The 22,585-nt window shown below is 67.1% G+C and carries 17 protein-coding genes and 4 tRNA genes; all 21 read left to right on the top strand.

Features of this window, described 5'->3' with window-relative positions:
* Positions 1-42 precede the first annotated feature (42 nt).
* The gene (locus ACFQ2D_RS15395) at positions 43-678 is read left to right on the top strand and encodes a 50S ribosomal protein L25/general stress protein Ctc (RefSeq protein ID WP_280942909.1); all 636 of its coding nucleotides are present in this window, start codon (positions 43-45) and stop codon (positions 676-678) included.
* A 102-nt stretch (positions 679-780) separates the two neighbouring features.
* Positions 781-1,371, top strand: coding sequence for an aminoacyl-tRNA hydrolase (gene pth, locus ACFQ2D_RS15390; RefSeq protein WP_280942910.1), 591 nt, complete (start codon positions 781-783; stop codon positions 1,369-1,371).
* Between the two features lie 69 nt (positions 1,372-1,440).
* Entirely contained in the window at positions 1,441-2,532 is a 1,092-nt protein-coding gene (gene ychF / locus ACFQ2D_RS15385; protein ID WP_280942911.1) for a redox-regulated ATPase YchF, read from the top strand.
* Positions 2,533-2,655: 123 nt separating this feature from the next.
* Positions 2,656-2,741: transfer RNA gene (locus tag ACFQ2D_RS15380), tRNA-Tyr, on the top strand.
* 34 nt (positions 2,742-2,775) lie between these two features.
* Positions 2,776-2,849 (top strand) — tRNA-Gly (locus tag ACFQ2D_RS15375).
* A gap of 29 nt (positions 2,850-2,878) precedes the next feature.
* A tRNA-Thr gene (locus tag ACFQ2D_RS15370) sits at positions 2,879-2,954 on the top strand.
* An 87-nt stretch (positions 2,955-3,041) separates the two neighbouring features.
* Positions 3,042-4,232 (top strand): elongation factor Tu, encoded by a 1,191-nt coding sequence (gene tuf, locus ACFQ2D_RS15365; RefSeq protein ID WP_280942912.1) that lies wholly within the window; start codon positions 3,042-3,044, stop codon positions 4,230-4,232.
* Between the two features lie 151 nt (positions 4,233-4,383).
* Positions 4,384-4,459: transfer RNA gene (locus ACFQ2D_RS15360), tRNA-Trp, on the top strand.
* Positions 4,460-4,477: 18 nt separating this feature from the next.
* On the top strand, positions 4,478-4,858 hold the full coding sequence (gene secE, locus ACFQ2D_RS15355) for a preprotein translocase subunit SecE (RefSeq protein WP_280943513.1): 381 nt from the start codon (positions 4,478-4,480) through the stop codon (positions 4,856-4,858).
* Positions 4,859-4,875: 17 nt separating this feature from the next.
* Positions 4,876-5,448 carry a transcription termination/antitermination protein NusG gene (gene nusG, locus ACFQ2D_RS15350; protein WP_280943514.1) on the top strand — a complete coding sequence of 191 codons (573 nt, stop codon included), beginning with the start codon at positions 4,876-4,878 and terminating at the stop codon, positions 5,446-5,448.
* Between the two features lie 204 nt (positions 5,449-5,652).
* Positions 5,653-6,081 carry a 50S ribosomal protein L11 gene (gene rplK / locus ACFQ2D_RS15345; protein WP_028840193.1) on the top strand — a complete coding sequence of 143 codons (429 nt, stop codon included), beginning with the start codon at positions 5,653-5,655 and terminating at the stop codon, positions 6,079-6,081.
* Between the two features lie 4 nt (positions 6,082-6,085).
* Complete coding sequence (rplA, locus tag ACFQ2D_RS15340) at positions 6,086-6,784, top strand: 50S ribosomal protein L1 (RefSeq protein WP_280943515.1); 699 nt, start codon at positions 6,086-6,088, stop codon at positions 6,782-6,784.
* Positions 6,785-7,138: 354 nt separating this feature from the next.
* Positions 7,139-7,675, top strand: a complete 537-nt coding sequence (gene rplJ, locus ACFQ2D_RS15335; protein WP_280943516.1) for a 50S ribosomal protein L10 — start codon at positions 7,139-7,141, stop codon at positions 7,673-7,675.
* 59 nt (positions 7,676-7,734) lie between these two features.
* Positions 7,735-8,103, top strand: a complete 369-nt coding sequence (gene rplL, locus ACFQ2D_RS15330; RefSeq protein ID WP_280943517.1) for a 50S ribosomal protein L7/L12 — start codon at positions 7,735-7,737, stop codon at positions 8,101-8,103.
* 441 nt (positions 8,104-8,544) lie between these two features.
* Positions 8,545-12,717, top strand: coding sequence for a DNA-directed RNA polymerase subunit beta (gene rpoB / locus ACFQ2D_RS15325; RefSeq protein WP_280943518.1), 4,173 nt, complete (start codon positions 8,545-8,547; stop codon positions 12,715-12,717).
* A gap of 80 nt (positions 12,718-12,797) precedes the next feature.
* The gene (gene rpoC / locus ACFQ2D_RS15320) at positions 12,798-17,051 is read left to right on the top strand and encodes a DNA-directed RNA polymerase subunit beta' (RefSeq protein ID WP_280943519.1); all 4,254 of its coding nucleotides are present in this window, start codon (positions 12,798-12,800) and stop codon (positions 17,049-17,051) included.
* A gap of 255 nt (positions 17,052-17,306) precedes the next feature.
* Positions 17,307-17,681 (top strand): 30S ribosomal protein S12, encoded by a 375-nt coding sequence (gene rpsL / locus ACFQ2D_RS15315; protein WP_146387473.1) that lies wholly within the window; start codon positions 17,307-17,309, stop codon positions 17,679-17,681.
* 12 nt (positions 17,682-17,693) lie between these two features.
* Positions 17,694-18,161, top strand: a complete 468-nt coding sequence (gene rpsG, locus ACFQ2D_RS15310; RefSeq protein WP_280943520.1) for a 30S ribosomal protein S7 — start codon at positions 17,694-17,696, stop codon at positions 18,159-18,161.
* 183 nt (positions 18,162-18,344) lie between these two features.
* Positions 18,345-20,474 carry an elongation factor G gene (gene fusA / locus ACFQ2D_RS15305; protein ID WP_280943521.1) on the top strand — a complete coding sequence of 710 codons (2,130 nt, stop codon included), beginning with the start codon at positions 18,345-18,347 and terminating at the stop codon, positions 20,472-20,474.
* Between the two features lie 68 nt (positions 20,475-20,542).
* Positions 20,543-21,733 carry an elongation factor Tu gene (tuf, locus tag ACFQ2D_RS15300; RefSeq protein WP_280942912.1) on the top strand — a complete coding sequence of 397 codons (1,191 nt, stop codon included), beginning with the start codon at positions 20,543-20,545 and terminating at the stop codon, positions 21,731-21,733.
* A gap of 531 nt (positions 21,734-22,264) precedes the next feature.
* A complete protein-coding gene (gene rpsJ / locus ACFQ2D_RS15295) occupies positions 22,265-22,576 on the top strand; it encodes a 30S ribosomal protein S10 (protein WP_140908250.1) in 312 nt (103 codons plus the stop codon).
* Positions 22,577-22,585 lie beyond the last annotated feature (9 nt).

Here is a 22,585-nt window from a genome sequence, read left to right as displayed (position 1 = left end):
CCGCCGCGAGGCGGCACTACCAAGCAAAGAAGAGAAGCAAACATGGCAACGACTCACGAAATCAAGGTCGAGCGCCGCTCGGACGAAGGGAAGGGTGCGAGCCGCCGCCTTCGCCGCGCGGGCAAGATCCCGGCCATCGTCTACGGTGGCGAGCTCGACCCGGTCAACATCCAGCTCGACCACGAGCCGGTGTGGCTGGCCAGCCAGAACGACTGGTTCTACTCGTCGATCCTGGACCTGAGCCTGGGCGGCGACATCCAGAAGGTGCTGCTGCGCGACATCCAGCGCCACCCGTACAAGCAGCTGATCATGCACCTGGACTTCCAGCGCGTGAACGACAAGGAGACGCTGCGTACCTCGGTGCCGCTGCACTTCATCAACGAGGACGTCTCGCCGGCCGGCAAGTCGTCCGAGGTCGTGGTGACCCACGAACTGAAGGAAGTGACCGTGGAGTGCCTGCCGACCGACCTGCCGGAGACCATCGAGGTCGACCTGTCGGAGCTCAAGCTCGGCGACATCATCTATCTGTCGAACCTCAAGCTGCCCAAGGGCGTCGAGATCCCGCAGCTGAAGCTGGGCAAGGACCACGACGATGCCGTGGTGATCGCCAAGGCCGGTCGCGAGGAGGCTGCCGACGAGGCGGCCGATGGCGGCGAGGCGGCTGGCGAGGAGAAGTGACCCCCGCCTAGCGGAGGTCCTCCCCGGCCACGGTGAGCCGGCGGCGGCGCGCCCAGGCGCGTCCGTCGCCCGGCCCGGCCGCTGCGCCCGGGGAACGCCACGATGGAAGGACTGCGACTCATCGTCGGCCTCGGCAATCCGGGGCCGGAGCACGCACGGACCCGGCACAACGCCGGGTTCCGCTTCGTCGACGCGCTCGTCGCCCAGGCGGGCGGGCGCTTCGGGATCGAGTCCAAGCTGTTCGGCGAGACCGCGAAGATCGAGATCGCGGGACGCCCGGTCTGGCTGCTGCGGCCGGCCACCTTCATGAACCTCAGCGGCAAATCGGTCGCCGCGGCCCTGCGCTACTGGAAGATCGAGCCCGAGCAGGCGCTGCTGGCCCACGACGAACTCGACCTGCCCCCCGGCGTCGCGCGGCTCAAGTTCGACGGCGGCCACGGCGGCCAGAACGGCCTGCGCGACACCATCAAGCTGCTGGGGCACGGGCGGTTCCACCGCCTGCGCATCGGCATCGGCCATCCCGGCCACAAGGACCGCGTGGTGTCCTGGGTGCTGGGGCGCCCCGGCGCCGACGACGACATCCTCATCAACCGCGCCATCGACGACGCGCTCGACGTGCTGCCGCTGGCGGTGCGCGGCGACTTCGCCGAGGCGATGAAGCGCCTGCACACGGCCAGGGGCGCTGGAGGCTAGGGGCTGGCGATTGGGCGACGCGCGACGTCCCCAGTCCCCAGCCCCTAATCCCCAGACATCCGGGTTTCCATGGGCATCCAATGCGGCATCGTCGGCCTGCCGAACGTCGGCAAGTCGACCCTCTTCAACGCGCTAACCAAGGCGGGCATCGCCGCGGCCAACTTCCCCTTCTGCACGATCGAGCCGAACGTCGGCGTGGTGCCGGTGCCCGATCCGCGGCTCGGCGCCCTGGCCGGGATCGTCAAGCCCGAGAAGGTCGTGCCGACCGCGGTCGAGTTCGTCGACATCGCCGGCCTGGTCGCCGGCGCGGCCAGCGGCGAGGGCCTGGGCAACAAGTTCCTGGCGCACATCCGCGAGGTCGACGCGATCGCCCACGTGGTGCGCTGCTTCGAGCACCCGGACGTGATCCACGTCGCCAACAAGGTCGACCCGATCGCCGACATCGACACCATCGACACCGAGCTGGCCCTGGCCGACCTGGATTCGGTGGACAAGGCGATCGCGCGCTACGAGCGCGTGGCCAAGAGCGGCGACAAGGACGCCAAGGCCCGCATCGAGGTGCTGGGCAAGCTGCGCGCGGCGCTGGACGAGGGCAGGCCGGCGCGCTCGGTGGCGTTGACCGACGAGGAGCGCGCGCTGCTGCGCGAGCTGTTCCTGCTGACCATGAAGCCGGTGCTCTACATCGCCAACGTGCTCGAGGACGGCTTCGAGGGCAATCCGCACCTGGACGCGGTGCGCGCCCGCGCCGCGGCCGAGGGCGCCGAGGTCGTGCCGGTCTCGGCCGCGATCGAGGAGGAGCTGAGCCAGCTCGACGACGCCGACCGGGACGAGATGCTGGCCAGCTACGGCCTCGACGAGCCGGGCCTGAACCGGGTCATCCGCGCCGCCTACCGGCTGCTCGGCCTGCAGACCTATTTCACCGCCGGGGTGAAGGAGGTCCGCGCCTGGACCGTGAAGGCCGGCGCCACCGCCCCGCAGGCGGCGGCGGTGATCCATACCGATTTCGAGAAGGGCTTCATCCGCGCCGAGACCATCGCCTACGAGGACTTCATCCGCTACCGCGGCGAGGCGGGCGCCCGCGAGGCCGGGCGGCTGCGCCTGGAGGGCAAGGAATACCGGGTCCAGGAGGGCGACGTCCTGCATTTCCGCTTCAACGTCTGAGCGGGGCAGGGCGTCCGCGAGGCCCTGTGTACGCCCGACGACGCAATTGGCGCAAGGAATGCGTTGACAGGCCCGTGCGGCACCCCCAAAATAACGGGCTGTTTCACCGGCTCTTCGACGACCGGAGGGATACCCAAGCGGCCAACGGGGGCAGACTGTAAATCTGCTGGCTTACGCCTTCGGTGGTTCGAATCCACCTCCCTCCACCAGTCACAACCGGGAACAACGAGTCAACCGCGCGGCGCGGGAGTAGTTCAATGGTAGAACCTCAGCCTTCCAAGCTGATGGTGCGGGTTCGATTCCCGTCTCCCGCTCCATTGCACCCTGCGACACGCAACAGTTTCACGCTCACGTAGCTCAGTCGGTAGAGCACCTCCTTGGTAAGGAGGAGGTCGATGGTTCGATTCCATTCGTGAGCACCACCCAGGCGGGCGTCCCCGCAAGCGTCCGGTTCCATCGGCCGGGCCACCCACCACCAGCAGTCACAACCGTCAGCGAGAGTCACAGTCATGGCAAAGGGTAAGTTCGAGCGCACCAAGCCCCACGTGAACGTGGGCACGATTGGTCACGTTGACCACGGCAAGACGACGCTGACGGCGGCGCTGACGAAGATCGGTGCGGAGCGTTTCGGCGGCGAGTTCAAGGCCTACGACGCGATCGACGCGGCGCCGGAAGAGAAGGCGCGCGGCATCACGATCTCGACCGCGCACGTCGAGTACGAATCCCCGACCCGCCACTACGCGCACGTGGACTGCCCGGGCCACGCCGACTACGTGAAGAACATGATCACCGGCGCGGCGCAGATGGACGGCGCGATCCTGGTGTGCTCGGCCGCGGACGGCCCGATGCCGCAGACCCGCGAGCACATCCTGCTGGCCCGCCAGGTGGGCGTGCCGTACATCGTGGTCTTCCTGAACAAGGCGGACATGGTGGACGACGCCGAGCTGCTGGAGCTGGTGGAGATGGAAGTGCGCGAGCTTCTGTCGAAGTACGAGTTCCCGGGCGACGACACCCCGATCATCCACGGTTCGGCGCTGAAGGCGCTGGAAGGCGACCAGAGCGACATCGGCGTGCCGGCGATCATCAAGCTGGTCGAGGCGCTGGACACCTGGATTCCGGAGCCGGAGCGCGACATCGACAAGCCGTTCCTGATGCCGGTGGAAGACGTGTTCTCGATCTCGGGCCGCGGCACCGTGGTGACCGGCCGTATCGAGCGCGGCATCATCAAGGTGGGCGACGAAATCGAGATCGTCGGCATCCGTCCGACCCAGAAGACCACGGTCACGGGCGTTGAGATGTTCCGCAAGCTGCTCGACCAGGGCCAGGCGGGCGACAACGCGGGCCTGCTGCTGCGCGGCACCAAGCGCGATGACGTGGAGCGCGGCCAGGTGCTGGCCAAGCCGGGTTCGATCACCCCGCACACCGAGTTCGAGGCCGAGGTGTACGTGCTGTCGAAGGACGAGGGCGGCCGTCACACCCCGTTCTTCAAGGGCTACCGCCCGCAGTTCTACTTCCGCACGACCGACATCACCGGCGCGGTGACGCTGCCGGAGGGCACCGAGATGGTGATGCCGGGCGACAACGTGAAGATGGTGGTGGCGCTGATCAACCCGGTGGCGATGGACGAGGGCCTGCGCTTCGCGATCCGCGAAGGCGGCCGTACCGTCGGCGCCGGCGTGGTGGCCAAGATCATCAAGTAAGCCGACCGCCTCCGCGCGCGCCCCGGCGCGCGCGGCAGGTGGAAGATCCCCGCGAGGGGTTTCCGCTTCCCCGCTCCTCGGAGACGGCCGGAACAGGGCAAGGCGGCGCAAGCCGCCATTGCCATTTTCGGAAGCGGCATAATTCAAAGATACGCCAGTAGCTCAATTGGCAGAGCAGCGGTCTCCAAAACCGCAGGTTGGGGGTTCGAGTCCCTCCTGGCGTGCCATCCAGAGTACCGAGTCGAGTGAACAGCAGAGTCGAGCAACCCGGGGCCGCGTCCGCGGGCGACATGGTCAAGTACGCGCTGGCGCTGCTGCTGGTGGCGGCCGGGGTGTTCGCGTTCTACTGGTTCGAGCAGCAGTGGCCGTCGCCGCTGCGGGTCGGCGCGGTGGCCGTGGGCGTGGTGGCGGGCCTGGCGGTCTTCATGACCAGCCTCAAGGGCCGCCAGACGCGCGAGTTCCTGTCCGAGTCGCGCTTCGAGCTGCGCAAGGTGGTCTGGCCGACGCGCCAGGAGGCCACGCGCATGACCTGGGTGGTGATGATCGTGGTGGTCATCATCGCGCTGCTGCTGGCGGGTTTCGACACGGTCATCCAGTGGCTGGTGAAGCTGTTCCTCGGGCAATAAGTGGAGAGTCGGGTTTGATGGAAGCCGAAAGCGTCAAGCGTTGGTATGTGGTGCACGCCTATTCCGGCTTCGAGAAGTCGGTGGCGCAGGCGCTGCGTGACCGCATCGCGCGCGCGGAAATGCAGGACCGCTTCGGCGACGTCCTGGTCCCGACCGAGGAAGTGGTGGAGATGCGCTCCGGCCAGAAGCGCCGTTCCGAGCGCAAGTTCTTCCCGGGCTACGTGCTGGTCCAGATCGCGACCCGCGACGAGGGCGGCATCCCCCGGATGGACAGCGAGAGCTGGCATCTGGTGAAGGAGACCCCGAAGGTGATGGGCTTCATCGGCGGCACCGCCGACCGTCCGCTGCCGATCCGCGACGAGGAGGCGGCCGCCATCCTCGACCGTGTCCAGGAAGGCGTCGAGAAGCCGCGTCCCAAGGTGCTGTTCGAGCCGGGCCAGATGGTCCGGGTGGTCGACGGCCCCTTCAACGACTTCAATGGCGTGGTCGAGGAAGTCAATTACGAGAAGAGCCGCCTGCGCGTGGCGGTGCTGATTTTCGGCCGGTCGACCCCGGTCGAGCTCGAGTTCGGGCAGGTCGAAAAGGCCTGAGCCGCCCCGGGCTGCAATGGCCCGGCAAACCCGCTATACTAGCCGGCTCCCCGCCCGGGAAGCCGGGCAGAACCGCAGGCCGCCGCACAGGCGGTCTTTCGCGTGGAAGGAGCGCCGCGACGCCGGGACGCGCGCTGCTCTGGATGGAATGTTCCCGGCCCGATGGGGAGCCTGACGGCGCTTGCACCCGGAGAGACCAGAAAAATGGCAAAGAAAGTAGTCGGTTACATCAAGCTGCAGGTGAAGGCCGGTCAGGCCAACCCCTCGCCGCCGGTCGGTCCCGCGCTGGGTCAGCGCGGCCTGAACATCATGGAGTTCTGCAAGGCGTTCAACGCGGCGACCTCCAAGCTCGAGCCGGGTCTGCCGACCCCGGTCATCATCACGGCCTACTCGGACCGTACCTTCACCTTCGTCACCAAGAGCACGCCGGCCACGGTGCTGCTGAAGAAGGCCGCCGGCGTCACCTCCGGCTCCAAGCGCCCGAACACCGAGAAGGTGGGCAAGGTCACCCGCGCCCAGCTCGAGGACATCGCCAAGGCGAAGGAACCCGACTTGACCGCGGCCGACCTGGACGCGGCGGTACGCACCATCGCGGGCTCCGCCCGTTCGATGGGCCTGACGGTGGAGGGCTGAGGACATGGCACTGAACAAGCGACAGAAGGCGATCAAGGCCGCCGTCCAGCCGGGCAAGGCCTACGCGATCGATGAAGCCCTGAAGATCGTCAAGGACCACAGCAAGGCCAAGTTCGTCGAGGCCGTCGACGTGGCCGTGCGCCTGGGCGTGGACGCCAAGAAGTCGGACCAGCAGGTGCGCGGCTCGACCGTGCTGCCGCAGGGCACCGGCAAGACCGTGCGCGTGGCGGTGTTCGCCCCGGCCGGCGCGAAGGCCGACGAGGCCCTGGCCGCCGGCGCCGACGCGGTCGGCATGGACGACCTGGCCGAGAAGATGCAGGGCGGCGACCTGAACTACGACGTGGTCATCGCCACGCCGGACGCGATGCGCGTGGTCGGCAAGCTCGGCACCCTGCTGGGCCCGCGCGGCCTGATGCCGAACCCGAAGGTCGGCACCGTCTCCCCGAACCCGGGCGAAGCGGTGAAGAACGCCAAGGGCGGCCAGGTGCGCTACCGCACCGACAAGGCCGGCATCATCCACTGCACCATCGGCAAGGCGGATTTCGAGTCCGAGCGCCTGAAGGAGAACCTGCAGGCGCTGCTGGTCGACTTGGTGAAGGCCAAGCCGGCCACCTCCAAGGGCCAGTACCTGCAGAAGATCTCGGTCAGCTCGACCATGGGTCCGGGCGTCATCGTCGATGCGTCGACGCTGAGCCTGAAGTAATCGTGTTACCGCCCCGCCCGGATACGGACGGGGCGCTTGAGGGCAGTCGCCGCCGGCAACGTCGGCGACAGCCGTCAAAGACCGCAGGTGCGGTCAGCGCGCAACGACGACGGGCAGGGAGCTCGTGCTGGCAGGGAATCGCCGTCGTGGCTAGCGGGACCGCTTAATCGAACCCCCAGGGGTCCGCCTGCGTAGATGGTGCCGCCTCGATGGAAGTTGTTCTGGTGCGTTCGCGAACCGCCAGCCGGACAGGCCACCAACCCGGGACCTCGCGTCCCCGGCGTCCACGGACCGGATGCCGTCCAGGACCGCCAGCGGCAGGAGCCGCGGGCGGAGTCACCAAGTGAGGAGTGTATGGCTCTCAATCTGTCCCAGAAGCAAGAAGTTGTCGCCGAACTGGCAGAAGTTGCCGCCAAGGCCCACTCCCTGGTCGCCGCCGAATACGCAGGCACGACGGTCGCGCAAATGACCGCCATGCGCAAGAAGGCCCGCGAGGAAGGCGTGTTCTTGAAGGTTGTCAAGAACACCCTGGCCGCGCGCGCCGTCGAAGGCACGGACTACGAGGTTGTCAAGGACAAGCTCGTCGGCCCGCTGCTGTACGCGTTTTCGACCGAGGAGCCCGGCGCCGCCGGTCGCCTGATCAAGGAATTCGCCAAGGGCAACGACAAGCTGCAGCCGAAGGTCGTGGCCGTGGGGGGCGAGCTGTATCCCGCCAGCCACGTCGACGTGCTGGCTGCCCTGCCGACCCGCGACCAGGCGCTGTCCATGCTGGCCCGCGTCCTGCTCGAGCCGGTTGCGATGTTCGCCCGTGCCGTCCAGGCCGTGGCCGACAAGCAGGGTGGTGGCGAAGCGCCGGCGGAAGCCGCCGCCGAAGCCCCGGCCGAAGCCTGAGTTCGACGTCATCCGGTTCGTGTGAACCCAACCCCAGATAATTTCCAAAGGTAAACACAATGTCCCTTACCAACGAACAGATCGTCGACGCGATCGCCGAAAAGTCCCTGATGGAAGTGGTGGAGCTGGTCAAGGCCATCGAAGAGAAGTTCGGCGTCTCCGCCGCCGCCCCGGTCGCCGTGGCTGCCGCCGCTGGCCCGGCCGCCGCCGCCGAGGAGCAGACCGAGTTCACCGTCACCCTGAAGTCGGCCGGCGACAAGAAGGTCGAAGTGATCAAGGCCGTCCGCGCGATCACCGGCCTGGGCCTGAAGGAAGCCAAGGACCTCACCGAGGCCGGCGGCGTCCTGAAGGAAGGCGTGTCGAAGGAAGAAGCCGAGAAGTGCAAGAAGGATCTCGAGGCGGCCGGCGCCACCGTCGAGGTCAAGTGATGCAACGGCCCGCGCGCGCCTGAGGGCGTGCGTCGGCCGACGCGTCCTCCCTGCCAGGCAGGGGTCCACGGTGTCCGCTCCGGCGGATGCCAACCGAGGTAGAGATTGGCCCTCAAGCGAGTGCAAATCGAAGCAGCAACCGCCGCAGTCCCGCCCACGCGGGGCTGATGGCGGCAGCCGAGGCTGGGGACGGACGTCCCCGGCCTTCGGCCGTTGTAAGGCCAGGATTGGTGATCGGCGATCCGTGGTTCGAACAGGCCCGTTTCCCGGCTTTGATCGAACGTCAATTGCGAATCGCCAATCACGCTTCACACAGTGGTCAGTGGTCAGTAGCGGGAGAAGGCGTGCTGGTGCCGGCAATACCAGCGACTGTCCAGTGACAACTTTTCGTTTTCAAGGACCCGCGTCCGCGCGGGCCCCCGACCGAGGCATCAGCTCCCCATGACGACCCAACTCCAGTCGAACTACTCGTTCACCGAGAAGAAGCGCATCCGGAAGAATTTCGGAAAGCGCCGCTCGATCCTCGAAGTGCCGTTCCTGCTCGCCATCCAGGTCGACTCCTACCGCGAGTTCCTGCAGGCCGACAAGGACCCGAACAAGCGCGACGACAAGGGCCTGCACGCCGCGCTCAAGTCGGTGTTCCCGATCGTCAGCTACAACGGCTATGCCGCCCTCGAGTACGTCGGCTACAAGCTCGGCGAGCCCGTGTTCGACGAGCGCGAGTGCCGCCAGCGCGGTATGAGCTACGGCGCGCCGCTGCGCGTGACCGTGCGCCTGGTGATCTACGACCGCGAGTCGTCGAGCAAGGCGATCAAGTACGTGAAGGAGCAGGAGGTCTACATGGGCGAGATCCCGCTCATGACCGACAACGGCACCTTTATCGTCAACGGCACCGAGCGCGTCATCGTCTCGCAGCTGCACCGTTCGCCGGGCGTGTTCTTCGACCACGACCGCGGCAAGACCCACAGCTCGGGCAAGCTGCTGTTCTCCGCGCGCGTGATCCCCTACCGCGGCTCGTGGCTGGACTTCGAGTTCGACCCGAAGGACGCGCTGTACACCCGCATCGACCGCCGCCGCAAGCTGCCGGTCAGCGTGCTGCTGCGCGCGCTGGGCTACTCCAACGAGGAGATGCTCAACGAGTTCTTCGAGATCAACACCTTCCACATCCTGCCCGAAGGCGAGGGCGTGCAGCTGGAGCTGGTGCCCGAGCGCCTGCGTGGCGAGACGCTCAACTTCGACCTGGCCGATGGCGACAAGGTGATCGTCGAGGCCGGCAAGCGCATCACCGCGCGCCACGTCAAGCAGCTCGAGGCCGCCGGCGTCGCCGCGCTGGCCGTGCCGGACGAGTACCTGGTCGGCCGCGTGCTCTCGCACGACGTGGTCGATGCCTCGACCGGAGAGCTGATCACCTCGGCCAACGACGAGATCAACGACGACACGCTGGCGGCGCTGCGCAAGGCCGGCATCGAGGCCGTCGGCACGATCTGGACCAACGACCTGGACCGCGGCCCGTACCTGTCCAACACGCTGCGCGTGGACGCGACCAAGACCCAGCTCGACGCGCTGGTCGAGATCTACCGCATGATGCGTCCCGGCGAGCCGCCGACCAAGGACGCCGCGCAGAACCTGTTCCACAACCTGTTCTTCGCCTTCGAGCGCTACGACCTGTCGGCCGTGGGCCGGATGAAGTTCAACCGCCGCCTGGGCCGCCGCGAGGTGACCGGCGCCCCGGTGCTGTACGACGCCAAGTACTTCGCCGAGCGCAAGGACGAGGAATCCGTGCGCCTGCGCGAAGCCTGCGGCGACACCTCCGACATCCTCGACGTGATCAAGGTGCTGACCGAGATCCGCAACGGCCGCGGCGTGGTCGACGACATCGACCACCTCGGCAACCGCCGCGTGCGTTCGGTCGGTGAGATGGCGGAGAACGTGTTCCGCGTGGGCCTGGTCCGCGTCGAGCGCGCCGTGCGCGAGCGCCTGACCATGGCCGAGGCCGATGGCCTGACCCCGCAGGAGCTGATCAACGCCAAGCCGGTCGCCGCCGCGGTCAAGGAGTTCTTCGGCTCCTCGCAGCTGTCGCAGTTCATGGACCAGAACAACCCGCTGTCGGAGGTCACCCACAAGCGCCGCGTCTCGGCGCTGGGCCCGGGCGGCCTGACCCGCGAGCGCGCCGGCTTCGAAGTGCGCGACGTGCACCCGACCCATTACGGCCGCGTCTGCACCATCGAGACGCCTGAAGGCCCGAACATCGGGCTGATCAACTCGCTGGCCGTATTCGCCCGCACCAACCGCTACGGCTTCCTCGAGACGCCGTACCGCAAGGTCGTGGACGGACGCGTCACCGACGAGATCGAGTACCTGTCGGCGATCGAGGAGAACGAGTTCGTCATCGCGCAGGCCGACTCGCCGCAGGACGCCAAGGGCAACCTCGACGCCCAGTTCGTGTCCTGCCGCTTCCAGGGCGAGAACCTGCTCAAGCCGCCGGCCGAGATCCACTACATGGACGTCTCGCCGATGCAGACCGTGTCGGTCGCCGCGGCGCTGGTGCCGTTCCTGGAGCACGACGACGCCAACCGCGCGCTGATGGGCGCGAACATGCAGCGCCAGGCCGTGCCCACGCTGCGTGCGCAGAAGCCGCTGGTCGGCACCGGCATCGAGCGCGCCGTGGCGCGCGACTCGGGCGTGACGGTGAACGCGCGCCGCGGCGGCGTGATCGAGCAGATCGACGCCGGCCGCATCGTGGTCAAGGTCAACGAGGACGAGATCTCCGGCGAGACCGACGCCGGCGTCGACATCTACAACCTGATCAAGTACACGCGCTCCAACCAGAACACCTGCATCAACCAGACCCCGCTGGTGAACGTGGGCGACGTGGTCGCGCGCGGCGACGTGCTGGCCGACGGCCCCTCGACCGACATCGGCGAGCTGGCCCTGGGCCAGAACATGCTGGTCGCGTTCATGCCCTGGAACGGCTACAACTTCGAAGACTCGATCCTGCTGTCCGAGCGCGTGGTCCAGGAAGACCGCTACACCACGATCCACATCGAGGAGCTGACCGCGGTCGCCCGCGACACCAAGCTCGGGCCGGAGGAGATCTCGGCCGACATCCCGAACGTCTCCGAGCAGGCGCTCAACCGCCTCGACGAGTCGGGCGTGGTGTACATCGGTGCCGAGGTCCGCGCCGGCGACATCCTGGTCGGCAAGGTCACGCCCAAGGGCGAGAGCCAGCTGACGCCGGAAGAGAAGCTGCTGCGCGCGATCTTCGGCGAGAAGGCCTCCGACGTGAAGGACAGCTCGCTGCGCGTGCCGCCGGGCATGGACGGCACCGTCATCGACGTGCAGGTCTTCACCCGCGACGGCATCGAGAAGGACAAGCGCGCGCGCCAGATCGAGGAATCCGAGGTCAAGCGCGTCAAGAAGGACTTCGACGACCAGTTCCGCATCCTCGAGGCGGCGATCTACGACCGCCTGCGTTCGCAGCTGCTGGGCAAGGTCGCCAACGGCGGCCCGGGCCTGAAGAAGGGCGACACCGTCACCTCGCTGGTGCTCGACGGCCTGAAGAAGTCCGACTGGTTCCAGCTGCGGATGAAGGACGACGATGCCGCCGAGGCGATCGAGCGTGCGCAGAAGCAGATCGAGGTCCACGAGAAGGAGTTCGAGAAGCGCTTCGCCGACAAGCGCGGCAAGATCATGCAGGGCGACGACCTCGCCCCGGGCGTGCTCAAGATGGTCAAGGTCTACCTGGCCGTGAAGCGCCGCATCCAGCCGGGCGACAAGATGGCCGGCCGCCACGGCAACAAGGGCGTGGTGTCCACCATCGTCCCGGTCGAGGACATGCCGCACATGGCCAACGGCGAGACGGTCGACATCGTGCTCAACCCGCTGGGCGTGCCGAGCCGTATGAACATCGGCCAGATCCTCGAGACCCACCTGGGGTGGGCCGCCAAGGGGCTGGGCCGCAAGATCGACCAGATGCTGCAGGCGCAGGCCAAGGTCGCCGAGCTGCGCAAGTTCCTCGACGAGATCTACAACCACGACAAGGAACTGGTCGCGCAGCGCGTGGACCTCAAGCAGTTCAGCGACGAGGAGCTGCTGACCCTGGCCAGGAACCTGACCGACGGCGTGCCGATGGCCACCCCGGTGTTCGACGGTGCCAGCGAGGCCGAGATCAAGCGCATGCTCGAGCTGGCCGACCTGCCCACCAGCGGCCAGGCGCAGCTGTTCGACGGCCGTACCGGCGAGGCGTTCGAGCGCAAGGTGACCGTGGGCTACATGCACATGCTGAAGCTCAACCACCTGGTCGACGACAAGATGCACGCGCGTTCGACCGGCCCGTACTCGCTCGTCACCCAGCAGCCGCTGGGCGGCAAGGCGCAGTTCGGCGGCCAGCGCTTCGGCGAAATGGAAATGTGGGCGCTGGAAGCCTATGGCGCGGCCTACACCATGCAGGAGATGCTGACGGTGAAGTCCGACGACGTGCAGGGCCGCAACCAGATGTACAAGAACATCGTCGATGGCGAGTACGAGATGGTCGCCGGCATGCCGGAGTCCTTCAACGTGCTGGTGAAGGAAATCCGCTCGCTGGCGATCAACATGGAGCTTGAGGAGCACTGAGGCACCGCGCGCGGGCAGGGCAGCGCCCTTCCCGCGCGGGCAACGGAACCACCTCGACATCCTCATTCCTGGAGAAAGAAATGAAAGATCTGCTCAACCTCTTCAACCAGCAGCGTCCGACGCCCGACTTCGACGCGATCAAGATCGCGCTGGCTTCGCCGGACCTGATCCGTTCGTGGTCCTACGGCGAGGTGAAGAAGCCCGAGACCATCAACTACCGTACCTTCAAGCCCGAGCGCGACGGCCTGTTCTGCGCCGCCATCTTCGGGCCGATCAAGGACTACGAGTGCCTGTGCGGCAAGTACAAGCGCATGAAGCACCGCGGCGTGGTCTGCGAGAAGTGCGGCACCGAGGTCACCCTGGCCAAGGTGCGCCGCGAGCGCATGGGCCATATCGACCTGGCCTCGCCGGTCGCGCACATCTGGTTCCTCAAGTCGCTGCCCTCGCGCATCGGCCTGATGCTGGACATGACCCTGCGCGACATCGAGCGCATCCTGTACTTCGAGGCGTTCGTGGTCACCGAGCCGGGCCTGACCCCGCTCGAGCGCGGCCAGCTGCTCAACGAAGAGCAGTTCATGCAGATGCGCCAGGAGCACGGCGACGACTTCGACGCCGCGATGGGCGCCGAGGCCGTTTACGACCTGCTGCGCACGATCGACCTGCAGGCCGAGGTGGTGAAGCTCAAGGAAGAGATCGCCGCGACCGGTTCTGAGACCAAGCTCAAGCGCCTCACCAAGCGCATCAAGCTGGTCGAGGCCTTCCTCGAGTCGGGCAACCGCCCCGAGTGGATGGTCATGACCGTGCTGCCGGTGCTGCCGCCGGACCTGCGCCCGCTGGTGCCGCTGGACGGCGGCCGCTTCGCGACCTCCGACCTCAACGACCTGTACCGCCGCGTCATCAACCGCAACAACCGCCTGCGTCGCCTGCTCGAGCTCAACGCGCCCGACATCATCGTGCGCAACGAGAAGCGCATGCTGCAGGAGTCGGTCGACGCACTGATGGACAACGGCCGCCGTGGCCGCGCCATCACCGGCACCAACAAGCGCCCGCTCAAGTCGCTGGCCGACATGATCAAGGGCAAGCAGGGCCGCTTCCGCCAGAACCTGCTCGGCAAGCGCGTCGACTACTCGGGCCGTTCGGTCATCGTGGTCGGCCCGACCCTGCGCCTGCACGAGTGCGGCCTGCCGAAGAAGATGGCGCTGGAGCTGTTCAAGCCCTTCATCTTCGCCAAGCTGCAGCGCCGTGGCCTGGCCACGACGATCAAGGCCGCCAAGAAGCTGGTCGAGCGCGAAGAGGCCGAGGTGTGGGACATCCTCGAAGAGGTGATCCGCGAGCACCCGGTGCTGCTCAACCGCGCGCCGACCCTGCACCGCCTGGGCATCCAGGCGTTCGAGCCGGTGCTGATCGAAGGCAAGGCGATCCAGCTGCACCCGCTGGTCTGCACCGCGTTCAACGCCGACTTCGACGGCGACCAGATGGCCGTGCACGTCCCGCTGAGCCTCGAGGCCCAGCTGGAAGCGCGCGCGCTGATGATGTCGACCAACAATATCCTCTCGCCCGCCAACGGCGAGCCGATCATCGTGCCGTCGCAGGACGTGGTGCTCGGCCTGTACTACATGACCCGCGCGCTGGAAAACACCCCGGGCGAGGGCATGGTGTTCGCCAACGTCGCCGAGGCGCGCCGCGCCTACGACAACAAGGTCGCCGGCCTGCACGCCAAGGTGAAGGTGCGCATCACCGAGACGGTGATCGACGAGGAAGGCAACCGCGAGAAGAAGACCTCGATCGTGGACACCACGGTGGGTCGTTCGCTGCTGGCCGAGATCCTGCCGGAGGGCCTGCCGTTCGCGCTGGCCAACACCGAGCTGACCAAGAAGAACATCTCGCGCCTGATCAACAGCTGCTATCGTCAGCTGGGCCTGAAGGACACGGTGGTGTTCGCCGACAAGCTGATGTACACCGGCTTCGGCTTCGCCACCCGCGCGGGCGTGTCGATCGGCATCGACGACATGACCATCCCCGACGAGAAGAAGGGCATCCTCGCCGAGGCCGAGGCCGAGGTGCTTGAGATCCAGCAGCAGTACCAGTCGGGCCTGGTCACCGCGGGCGAGCGCTACAACAAGGTGGTCGACATCTGGTCGCGCACCAACGAGCGCGTGGCCAAGGCGATGATGGACACGATCGGCACCGAGAAGGTGACCAACGCCAAGGGCGAGACGATCGACCAGAAGTCGATGAACTCGATCTACATCATGGCCGACTCCGGCGCGCGTGGTTCGCAGGCGCAGATCCGCCAGCTGGCCGGCATGCGCGGCCTGATGGCCAAGCCCGATGGCTCGATCATCGAGACGCCGATCACCTCGAACTTCCGCGAGGGCCTGAACGTCCAGCAGTACTTCATCTCGACCCACGGTGCCCGAAAGGGCCTGGCGGACACCGCGCTGAAGACCGCGAACTCCGGTTACCTGACCCGCCGCCTGGTCGACGTGGCGCAGGACGTGGTGATCACCGAGAGCGACTGCGGCACCATGAACGGCCTGACCATGACCCCGATCGTGGAAGGCGGCGACGTGGTCGAGCCGCTGCGCGACCGCGTGCTGGGGCGCGTCGTGGCCGAGGACGTGTTCCTGCCGGGCAACGACGAGGATCCGATCGTCACCCGCAACACCCTGCTCGACGAAGCCTGGGTGCAGAAGCTGGAAGATGCGGGCGTGCAGTCGTTCAAGGTGCGCTCGACCATCACCTGCGAAAGCAGCTTCGGCGTCTGCGCGCACTGCTATGGCCGCGACCTGGGCCGTGGCCATATCGTCAACCTCGGCGAGGCCGTGGGCGTGGTGGCCGCGCAGTCGATCGGCGAGCCCGGCACGCAGCTCACGATGCGTACGTTCCACATCGGTGGCGCGGCGTCGCGTGCGGCCGCCATCGACAACGTGACGGTCAAGACCACCGGCTCGATCAAGTTCAACAACCTCAAGACGGTGCAGCACGCCAGCGGCAACCTGACCGTGGTGTCGCGCTCGGGCGAGCTCTCGGTGCTGGACGGCCACGGCCGCGAGCGCGAGCGCTACAAGCTGCCCTACGGCGCGACCATCACCGTCAAGGACGCGGCCGAGATCAAGGCCGGCCAGACCGTCGCCAACTGGGATCCGCACAACCACCCGATCGTCTCGGAAGTGGCGGGCTTCATCCGCTTCGTGGACTTCGTCGACGGCGTCACCGTCATCGAGAAGACCGACGAGCTGACCGGCCTGGCCTCGCGCGAGATCACCGATCCCAAGCGCCGCGGTTCGCAGGGCAAGGACCTGCGTCCGATCGTGCGCATCGTCGACAAGGCCGGCAACGACCTCAGCATCCCGGGCACCGACCTGCCGGCGCAGTACCTGCTGCCGCCGCGCTCGATCGTCAACCTGCAGGACGGCGCCCCGGTGGGCGTGGGCGACGTGGTCGCCAAGATCCCGCAGGAAGCGTCCAAGACCCGCGACATCACCGGCGGCCTGCCGCGCGTGGCCGACCTGTTCGAGGCGCGCAAGCCCAAGGATCCGGCGATCCTGGCCGAGAAGTCGGGCGTGGTCAGCTTCGGCAAGGACACCAAGGGCAAGCAGCGCCTGATCATCAAGGGCGCGGACGGCGAGGACCATGAGGAGCTGATCCCCAAGTACCGCCAGATCATCGTGTTCGAAGGCGAGCACGTGGAGAAGGGCGAGACCGTGGTGGACGGCGAGCCGAGCCCGCAGGACATCCTGCGCCTGCTGGGCGTCGAACCGCTGGCCTCGTACTTGACCAAGGAGATCCAGGACGTCTACCGGCTGCAGGGCGTGAAGATCAACGACAAGCACATCGAGGTGATCATTCGCCAGATGCTGCGCAAGGTCGAGATCACCGACCCGGGCGACAGCCGCTACCTGGCCGGCGAGCAGGCCGAGCGCCAGCGCGTGATCGAGGAGAACCAGAAGCTGGAGGCGCGCAACGAGCTTCCGGTCAAGGTCGAGCCGGTCCTGCTGGGCATCACCAAGGCCTCGCTGGCGACCGAGTCGTTCCTGTCGGCGGCGTCCTTCCAGGAAACCACCCGCGTGCTGACCGAGGCGGCCGTCCGCGGCACCCGCGACAGCCTGCGCGGCCTGAAGGAGAACGTGATCGTCGGCCGCCTGATTCCGGCCGGCACCGGTCTGGCGTACCATACCCGCCGTCGCAACAAGGCCACCGGCCTGACCGAGTCCGAGCTGGAGGCGCTGTCCGGCGCCCCGGTCCAGGCCCCGGCCGCGGCCGATCCGTCCACGGTCATGATCGAGGACGCGCCGGCGGGCGAAGGCGAGCAGGAGTCCAGCGCGAGCTGAGACGCGACACCCGGCCCCCGGCAGGGGGCCCAGATCTCGAAATGAGGCGCAGGGAGCGCCTCGTTTTCGGCCCAGGACGGGCGGAGGCAGTTGGTCCGGCAGCGGGAAACCGCCGCGACGGGACCATGGAGCATGGCTTGCGTTGACGGTCTCCGTCAGCGCGGGCTATACTTTTTCGTCTCGGCAGGTGGGGATTCCCGCCTGCCGTCGTTTTCACGAGGGCATCCGCCCCGAAACCCAAGAAACCCCTGACCGATGGCAACGATCAATCAGCTGGTGCGCAAGCCGCGCAGCCCTGAAATCTACAAGAGCACGTCGCCCGCGCTGGCCAACTGCCCGCAGCGGCGTGGCGTGTGCACGCGCGTGTACACCACCACCCCGAAGAAGCCGAACTCGGCCCTTCGCAAGGTCGCCAAGGTGCGCCTGACCAACGGGTACGAGGTCATCTCGTACATCGGCGGCGAAGGCCACAACCTGCAGGAGCACAGCGTGGTGCTGATCCGCGGCGGTCGCGTCAAGGACCTGCCGGGCGTGCGTTACCACACCGTGCGCGGCTCGCTCGACGCCGCCGGCGTCGCCAAGCGCAAGCAGGCGCGTTCCAAGTACGGCGCCAAGCGCCCGAAGGCCTGAGGAAACTGAATCATGTCGCGTAAAGGCAATACTCCCCAGCGCTCGGTCCTGCCCGATCCCAAGCACGGCAGCGAGATCATCGCGCGTTTCATCAACATGGTCATGCAGAGCGGCAAGAAGTCGGTCGCCGAGAAGATCGTGTACGGCGCCATGGACGTCATCGGCGAGAAGAACGGCAATGCCGTCGAAGTGGTCGAAAAGGCCCTGAGCAACGTGTCCCCGGCGGTCGAGGTGAAGTCCCGTCGCGTCGGTGGCGCCACCTACCAGGTGCCGGTCGAGGTGCGCCAGTCGCGCCGCATGGCGCTGGCCATGCGCTGGCTGATCGAGTCGGCGCGCAAGCGCGGCGAGAACTCGATGCCGCGCAAGCTGGCCGCCGAACTGATCGACGCGTCCGAGAGCCGCGGCGGCGCGATCAAGAAGCGCGAGGAAACGCACCGCATGGCGGATGCGAACAAGGCGTTCGCGCACTACCGCTGGTAATCCCCGAGTGGGGCCGTGCTTCGGCCCCCGACGGCGCCCCTGGCGCCACTTCCTGCGGCCCTGCCGCATGCGATGGTCCGATGCCGCCGACAGGCGGCATTCGGCCATTGAAGAAGCGAGTCCTTCGCGACGGTCCCCGCCCAGCTGCGCGGACTTCCACAGCATCGAATCTGAGGCATACCCGTGGCCCGCACGACCCCCATCGAACGCTACCGCAACTTCGGCATCATGGCGCACATCGACGCCGGCAAGACGACGACGTCGGAGCGCATCCTGTTCTACACCGGCAAGAGCCACAAGATCGGCGAGGTGCACGACGGCGCCGCGACGATGGACTGGATGGAGCAGGAGCAGGAACGCGGCATCACGATCCAGTCGGCCGCGACCACGGCGTTCTGGAAGGGCATGGACAAGTCCATGCCGGAGCACCGCTTCAACATCATCGATACCCCCGGGCACGTCGACTTCACCATCGAGGTCGAGCGCAGCCTGCGCGTGCTCGACGGCGCGGTGTTCGTGCTGTGCGCGGTCGGCGGCGTGCAGCCGCAGTCCGAAACCGTGTGGCGCCAGGCCAACAAGTACCACGTGCCGCGCATCGCGTTCGTCAACAAGATGGACCGCACCGGCGCCAACTTCTTCAAGGTCCGCGACCAGCTGAAGTCGCGCCTGGGCGCCGTGCCGGTGCCGATGCAGGTGCCGATCGGCGCCGAGGACGGCTTCGAGGGCGTGGTCGACCTGGTCAAGATGAAGGCGATCCACTGGGACAGCGCTTCGCAGGGCCTGAGCTTCGAGTACCGCGACATCCCGGCCGAGCTGCAGGCCCAGGCCGAGGAGGCGCGCGCCTTCATGGTCGAGTCGGCCGCCGAGGCCAACGAAGAGCTGATGGACAAGTACCTGGGCGGCGAGGAGCTGACCGAGGACGAGATCTACGGTGCGCTGCGTGCCCGCACGCTGGCGACCGAGATCGTGCCGATGTTCTGCGGCACCGCGTTCAAGAACAAGGGCGTGCAGGCCATGCTCGACGGCGTGGTGAAGCTGCTGCCGTCGCCGGTGGACGTGCCGGCGGTGAAGGGCGTGGACGTCGATGACGAGACCAAGGAGCTGACCCGCGAGTCCAGCGACAAGGCCCCGTTCTCGGCGCTGGCGTTCAAGATCATGACCGACCCGTTCGTGGGCTCGCTGACCTTCTTCCGCGTCTATTCCGGCACGCTCAACGCCGGTGACGCGGTGCTGAACTCGGTCAAGGGCAAGAAGGAGCGCATCGGCCGCCTGCTGCAGATGCACTCCAACAACCGCGACGAGATCAAGGAAGTGCTGGCCGGCGACATCGCCGCGGCGGTGGGCCTGAAGGACGTCACCACCGGTGACACGCTGTGCGCCCAGGACGCCCCGATCGTGCTCGAGCGCATGAGCTTCCCGGAGCCGGTGATCTCGATGGCGGTCGAGCCCAAGACCAAGTCCGACCAGGAGAAGATGGGCCTGGCGCTGGGTCGCCTGGCGCAGGAAGACCCCTCGTTCCGCGTCAAGACCGACGAGGAGTCGGGCCAGACCATCATCTCGGGCATGGGCGAGCTGCACCTCGACATCATCGTCGACCGCATGAAGCGCGAGTTCAACGTGGAGGCCAACGTCGGCAAGCCGCAGGTGGCCTACCGCGAGACCATCCGCTCGAAGGACGTGAAGTCGGACTACAAGCACGCCAAGCAGTCCGGTGGTAAGGGCCAGTACGGCCATGTCGTGATCGAGATGTCGCCGATCACCGCCGAGGACCGCGAGAAGTACGCGGCCGACATCAAGGACGACTTCCTGTTCATCAACGAGATCACCGGTGGCGTGATCCCGAAGGAGTTCATCCCCTCGGTCGAGAAGGGCATGCGCGAGACCATCACCAGCGGTCCGCTGGCCGGCTTCCCGGTGGTGGGCGTGAAGGTCAAGCTCGTGTTCGGTTCGTACCACGACGTCGACTCGTCGGAAATGGCGTTCAAGCTGGCCGCCTCGATGGCGTTCAAGCAGGGCTTCGCCAAGGCCTCGCCGGCGCTGCTCGAGCCGATCATGAAGGTCGAGATCGTCAGCCCCGAGGACTACCTTGGCGACGTGATGGGCGACGTGAGCCGCCGTCGCGGCGTGCTGCAGGGCCAGGACGACAGCCCGTCGGGCAAGATCATCAACGCGATGATTCCCCTGGGCGAGATGTTCGGCTACGCGACCTCGCTGCGTTCGATGTCGCAGGGCCGCGCGACCTTCACGATGGAGTTCGACCACTACGAGGAAGCGCCGGCGAACATCGCCGATGCGGTCATCAAGAAGGGCTGATCCCGGCCTCCTGGCGCGCCGTCCGCGCGCCAGGCACCCACATTCATTGAATCCAGAGGTACAGAACCATGGCAAAGGGCAAGTTCGAGCGCACCAAGCCCCACGTGAACGTGGGCACGATTGGTCACGTTGACCACGGCAAGACGACGCTGACGGCGGCGCTGACGAAGATCGGTGCGGAGCGTTTCGGCGGCGAGTTCAAGGCCTACGACGCGATCGACGCGGCGCCGGAAGAGAAGGCGCGCGGCATCACGATCTCGACCGCGCACGTCGAGTACGAATCCCCGACCCGTCACTACGCGCACGTGGACTGCCCGGGCCACGCCGACTACGTGAAGAACATGATCACCGGCGCGGCGCAGATGGACGGCGCGATCCTGGTGTGCTCGGCCGCGGACGGCCCGATGCCGCAGACGCGCGAGCACATCCTGCTGGCGCGCCAGGTGGGCGTGCCGTACATCGTGGTCTTCCTGAACAAGGCGGACATGGTGGACGACGCCGAGCTGCTGGAGCTGGTGGAGATGGAAGTGCGCGAGCTTCTGTCGAAGTACGAGTTCCCGGGCGACGACACCCCGATCATCCACGGTTCGGCGCTGAAGGCGCTGGAAGGCGACCAGAGCGACATCGGCGTGCCGGCGATCATCAAGCTGGTCGAGGCGCTGGACACCTGGATTCCGGAGCCGGAGCGCGACATCGACAAGCCGTTCCTGATGCCGGTGGAAGACGTGTTCTCGATCTCGGGCCGCGGCACCGTGGTGACCGGCCGTATCGAGCGCGGCATCATCAAGGTGGGCGACGAAATCGAGATCGTCGGCATCCGTCCGACCCAGAAGACCACGGTCACGGGCGTTGAGATGTTCCGCAAGCTGCTCGACCAGGGCCAGGCGGGCGACAACGCGGGCCTGCTGCTGCGCGGCACCAAGCGCGACGACGTGGAGCGCGGCCAGGTGCTGGCCAAGCCGGGTTCGATCACCCCGCACACCGAGTTCGAGGCCGAGGTGTACGTGCTGTCGAAGGACGAGGGCGGCCGTCACACCCCGTTCTTCAAGGGCTACCGCCCGCAGTTCTACTTCCGCACGACCGACATCACCGGCGCGGTGACGCTGCCGGAGGGCACCGAGATGGTGATGCCGGGCGACAACGTGAAGATGGTGGTGGCGCTGATCAACCCGGTGGCGATGGACGAGGGCCTGCGCTTCGCGATCCGCGAAGGCGGCCGTACCGTCGGCGCCGGCGTGGTGGCCAAGATCATCAAGTAAGTCCAGGTCGCCGCGCGCTCCGGCACGCGGCGGTCCGGGGTCCGCTGCGGCGGATCCGCCAGGCGCGGTGGGGCAGGGCCCCGCCGTGCCGCAAGCCCCCGGTGGGCAGGCCCTTTCCGGGGTGCGAAGGGGCAGGGCGGCGACGCCGAGTCCCCGGCTCGCGGCAAAGATGCGGAAAAGCGCTTGCATCTGCCGCGTGAAGCTTTCATAATGTTCGACTCACCGCAGCCGAGTCTGTCAGGGCGGCCGCGGAACCGCGAAATGAGGGGCAGGAAGCGCCTCGTTTTCGCCAGACAGGGATCTTGTCGCGTGGCAGGTGCTCCGCCCGTTCCGGAGGTTTCCGGGACACATAGGCGGGGCGTTTCGGCACGCTTGTGATCCAGGTCTGGGCGGATCGGGCAACCGGTCTGCCCTGCTTTTTTGTTCTTCCCAGGCGTCCGGGCGTGGTTGGTCCGGGAGTCGGGGCCCCGATACGGGGTCCGGCGCACACAGCCGTCGGGCCTGTCGCTCTTTCAACGAAGGAATTCCGTCATGGCGGACCAGAAAATCCGGATCCGGCTCAAGGCGTTCGATCACAGGCTGATCGACCGTTCGGCCAGCGAGATCGTCGAAACGGCCAAGCGGACCGGCGCGCAGGTGCGCGGCCCGATCCCGCTGCCCACCAAGATCGAACGCTACACCGTGCTGACCTCGCCGCACGTCGACAAGGACGCGCGCGACCAGTACGAAACCCGCACGCACAAGCGCGTGCTCGACATCGTCGACCCCAACGACAAGACCGTGGACGCGCTGATGAAGCTCGAGCTCGCGGCTGGCGTCGACGTCCAGATCAAGCTGACCTGAGGCCCCGAA

This window comes from Luteimonas composti (assembly GCF_042678665.1).
Lineage (GTDB): Bacteria > Pseudomonadota > Gammaproteobacteria > Xanthomonadales > Xanthomonadaceae > Luteimonas > Luteimonas composti.
This window is presented reverse-complemented; position numbering and strand designations above follow the sequence as displayed.

Bases quoted from the DNA above. Each gene is read 5' to 3' on its own strand.
- ychF (WP_280942911.1), top strand. From the start codon at position 1,441: ATGGGCATCCAATGCGGCATCGTCGGCCTGCCGAACGTCGGCAAGTCG.
- ACFQ2D_RS15395 (WP_280942909.1), top strand. From the start codon at position 43: ATGGCAACGACTCACGAAATCAAGGTCGAGCGCCGCTCGGACGAAGGG.
- rpoC (WP_280943519.1), top strand. From the start codon at position 12,798: ATGAAAGATCTGCTCAACCTCTTCAACCAGCAGCGTCCGACGCCCGAC.
- rplA (WP_280943515.1), top strand. From the start codon at position 6,086: ATGGCACTGAACAAGCGACAGAAGGCGATCAAGGCCGCCGTCCAGCCG.
- rplK (WP_028840193.1), top strand. From the start codon at position 5,653: ATGGCAAAGAAAGTAGTCGGTTACATCAAGCTGCAGGTGAAGGCCGGT.
- pth (WP_280942910.1), top strand. From the start codon at position 781: ATGGAAGGACTGCGACTCATCGTCGGCCTCGGCAATCCGGGGCCGGAG.
- rpsG (WP_280943520.1), top strand. From the start codon at position 17,694: ATGTCGCGTAAAGGCAATACTCCCCAGCGCTCGGTCCTGCCCGATCCC.
- rpoB (WP_280943518.1), top strand. From the start codon at position 8,545: ATGACGACCCAACTCCAGTCGAACTACTCGTTCACCGAGAAGAAGCGC.
- tuf (WP_280942912.1), top strand. From the start codon at position 3,042: ATGGCAAAGGGTAAGTTCGAGCGCACCAAGCCCCACGTGAACGTGGGC.
- rpsL (WP_146387473.1), top strand. From the start codon at position 17,307: ATGGCAACGATCAATCAGCTGGTGCGCAAGCCGCGCAGCCCTGAAATC.
- rplJ (WP_280943516.1), top strand. From the start codon at position 7,139: ATGGCTCTCAATCTGTCCCAGAAGCAAGAAGTTGTCGCCGAACTGGCA.
- rplL (WP_280943517.1), top strand. From the start codon at position 7,735: ATGTCCCTTACCAACGAACAGATCGTCGACGCGATCGCCGAAAAGTCC.
- nusG (WP_280943514.1), top strand. From the start codon at position 4,876: ATGGAAGCCGAAAGCGTCAAGCGTTGGTATGTGGTGCACGCCTATTCC.
- tuf (WP_280942912.1), top strand. From the start codon at position 20,543: ATGGCAAAGGGCAAGTTCGAGCGCACCAAGCCCCACGTGAACGTGGGC.
- rpsJ (WP_140908250.1), top strand. From the start codon at position 22,265: ATGGCGGACCAGAAAATCCGGATCCGGCTCAAGGCGTTCGATCACAGG.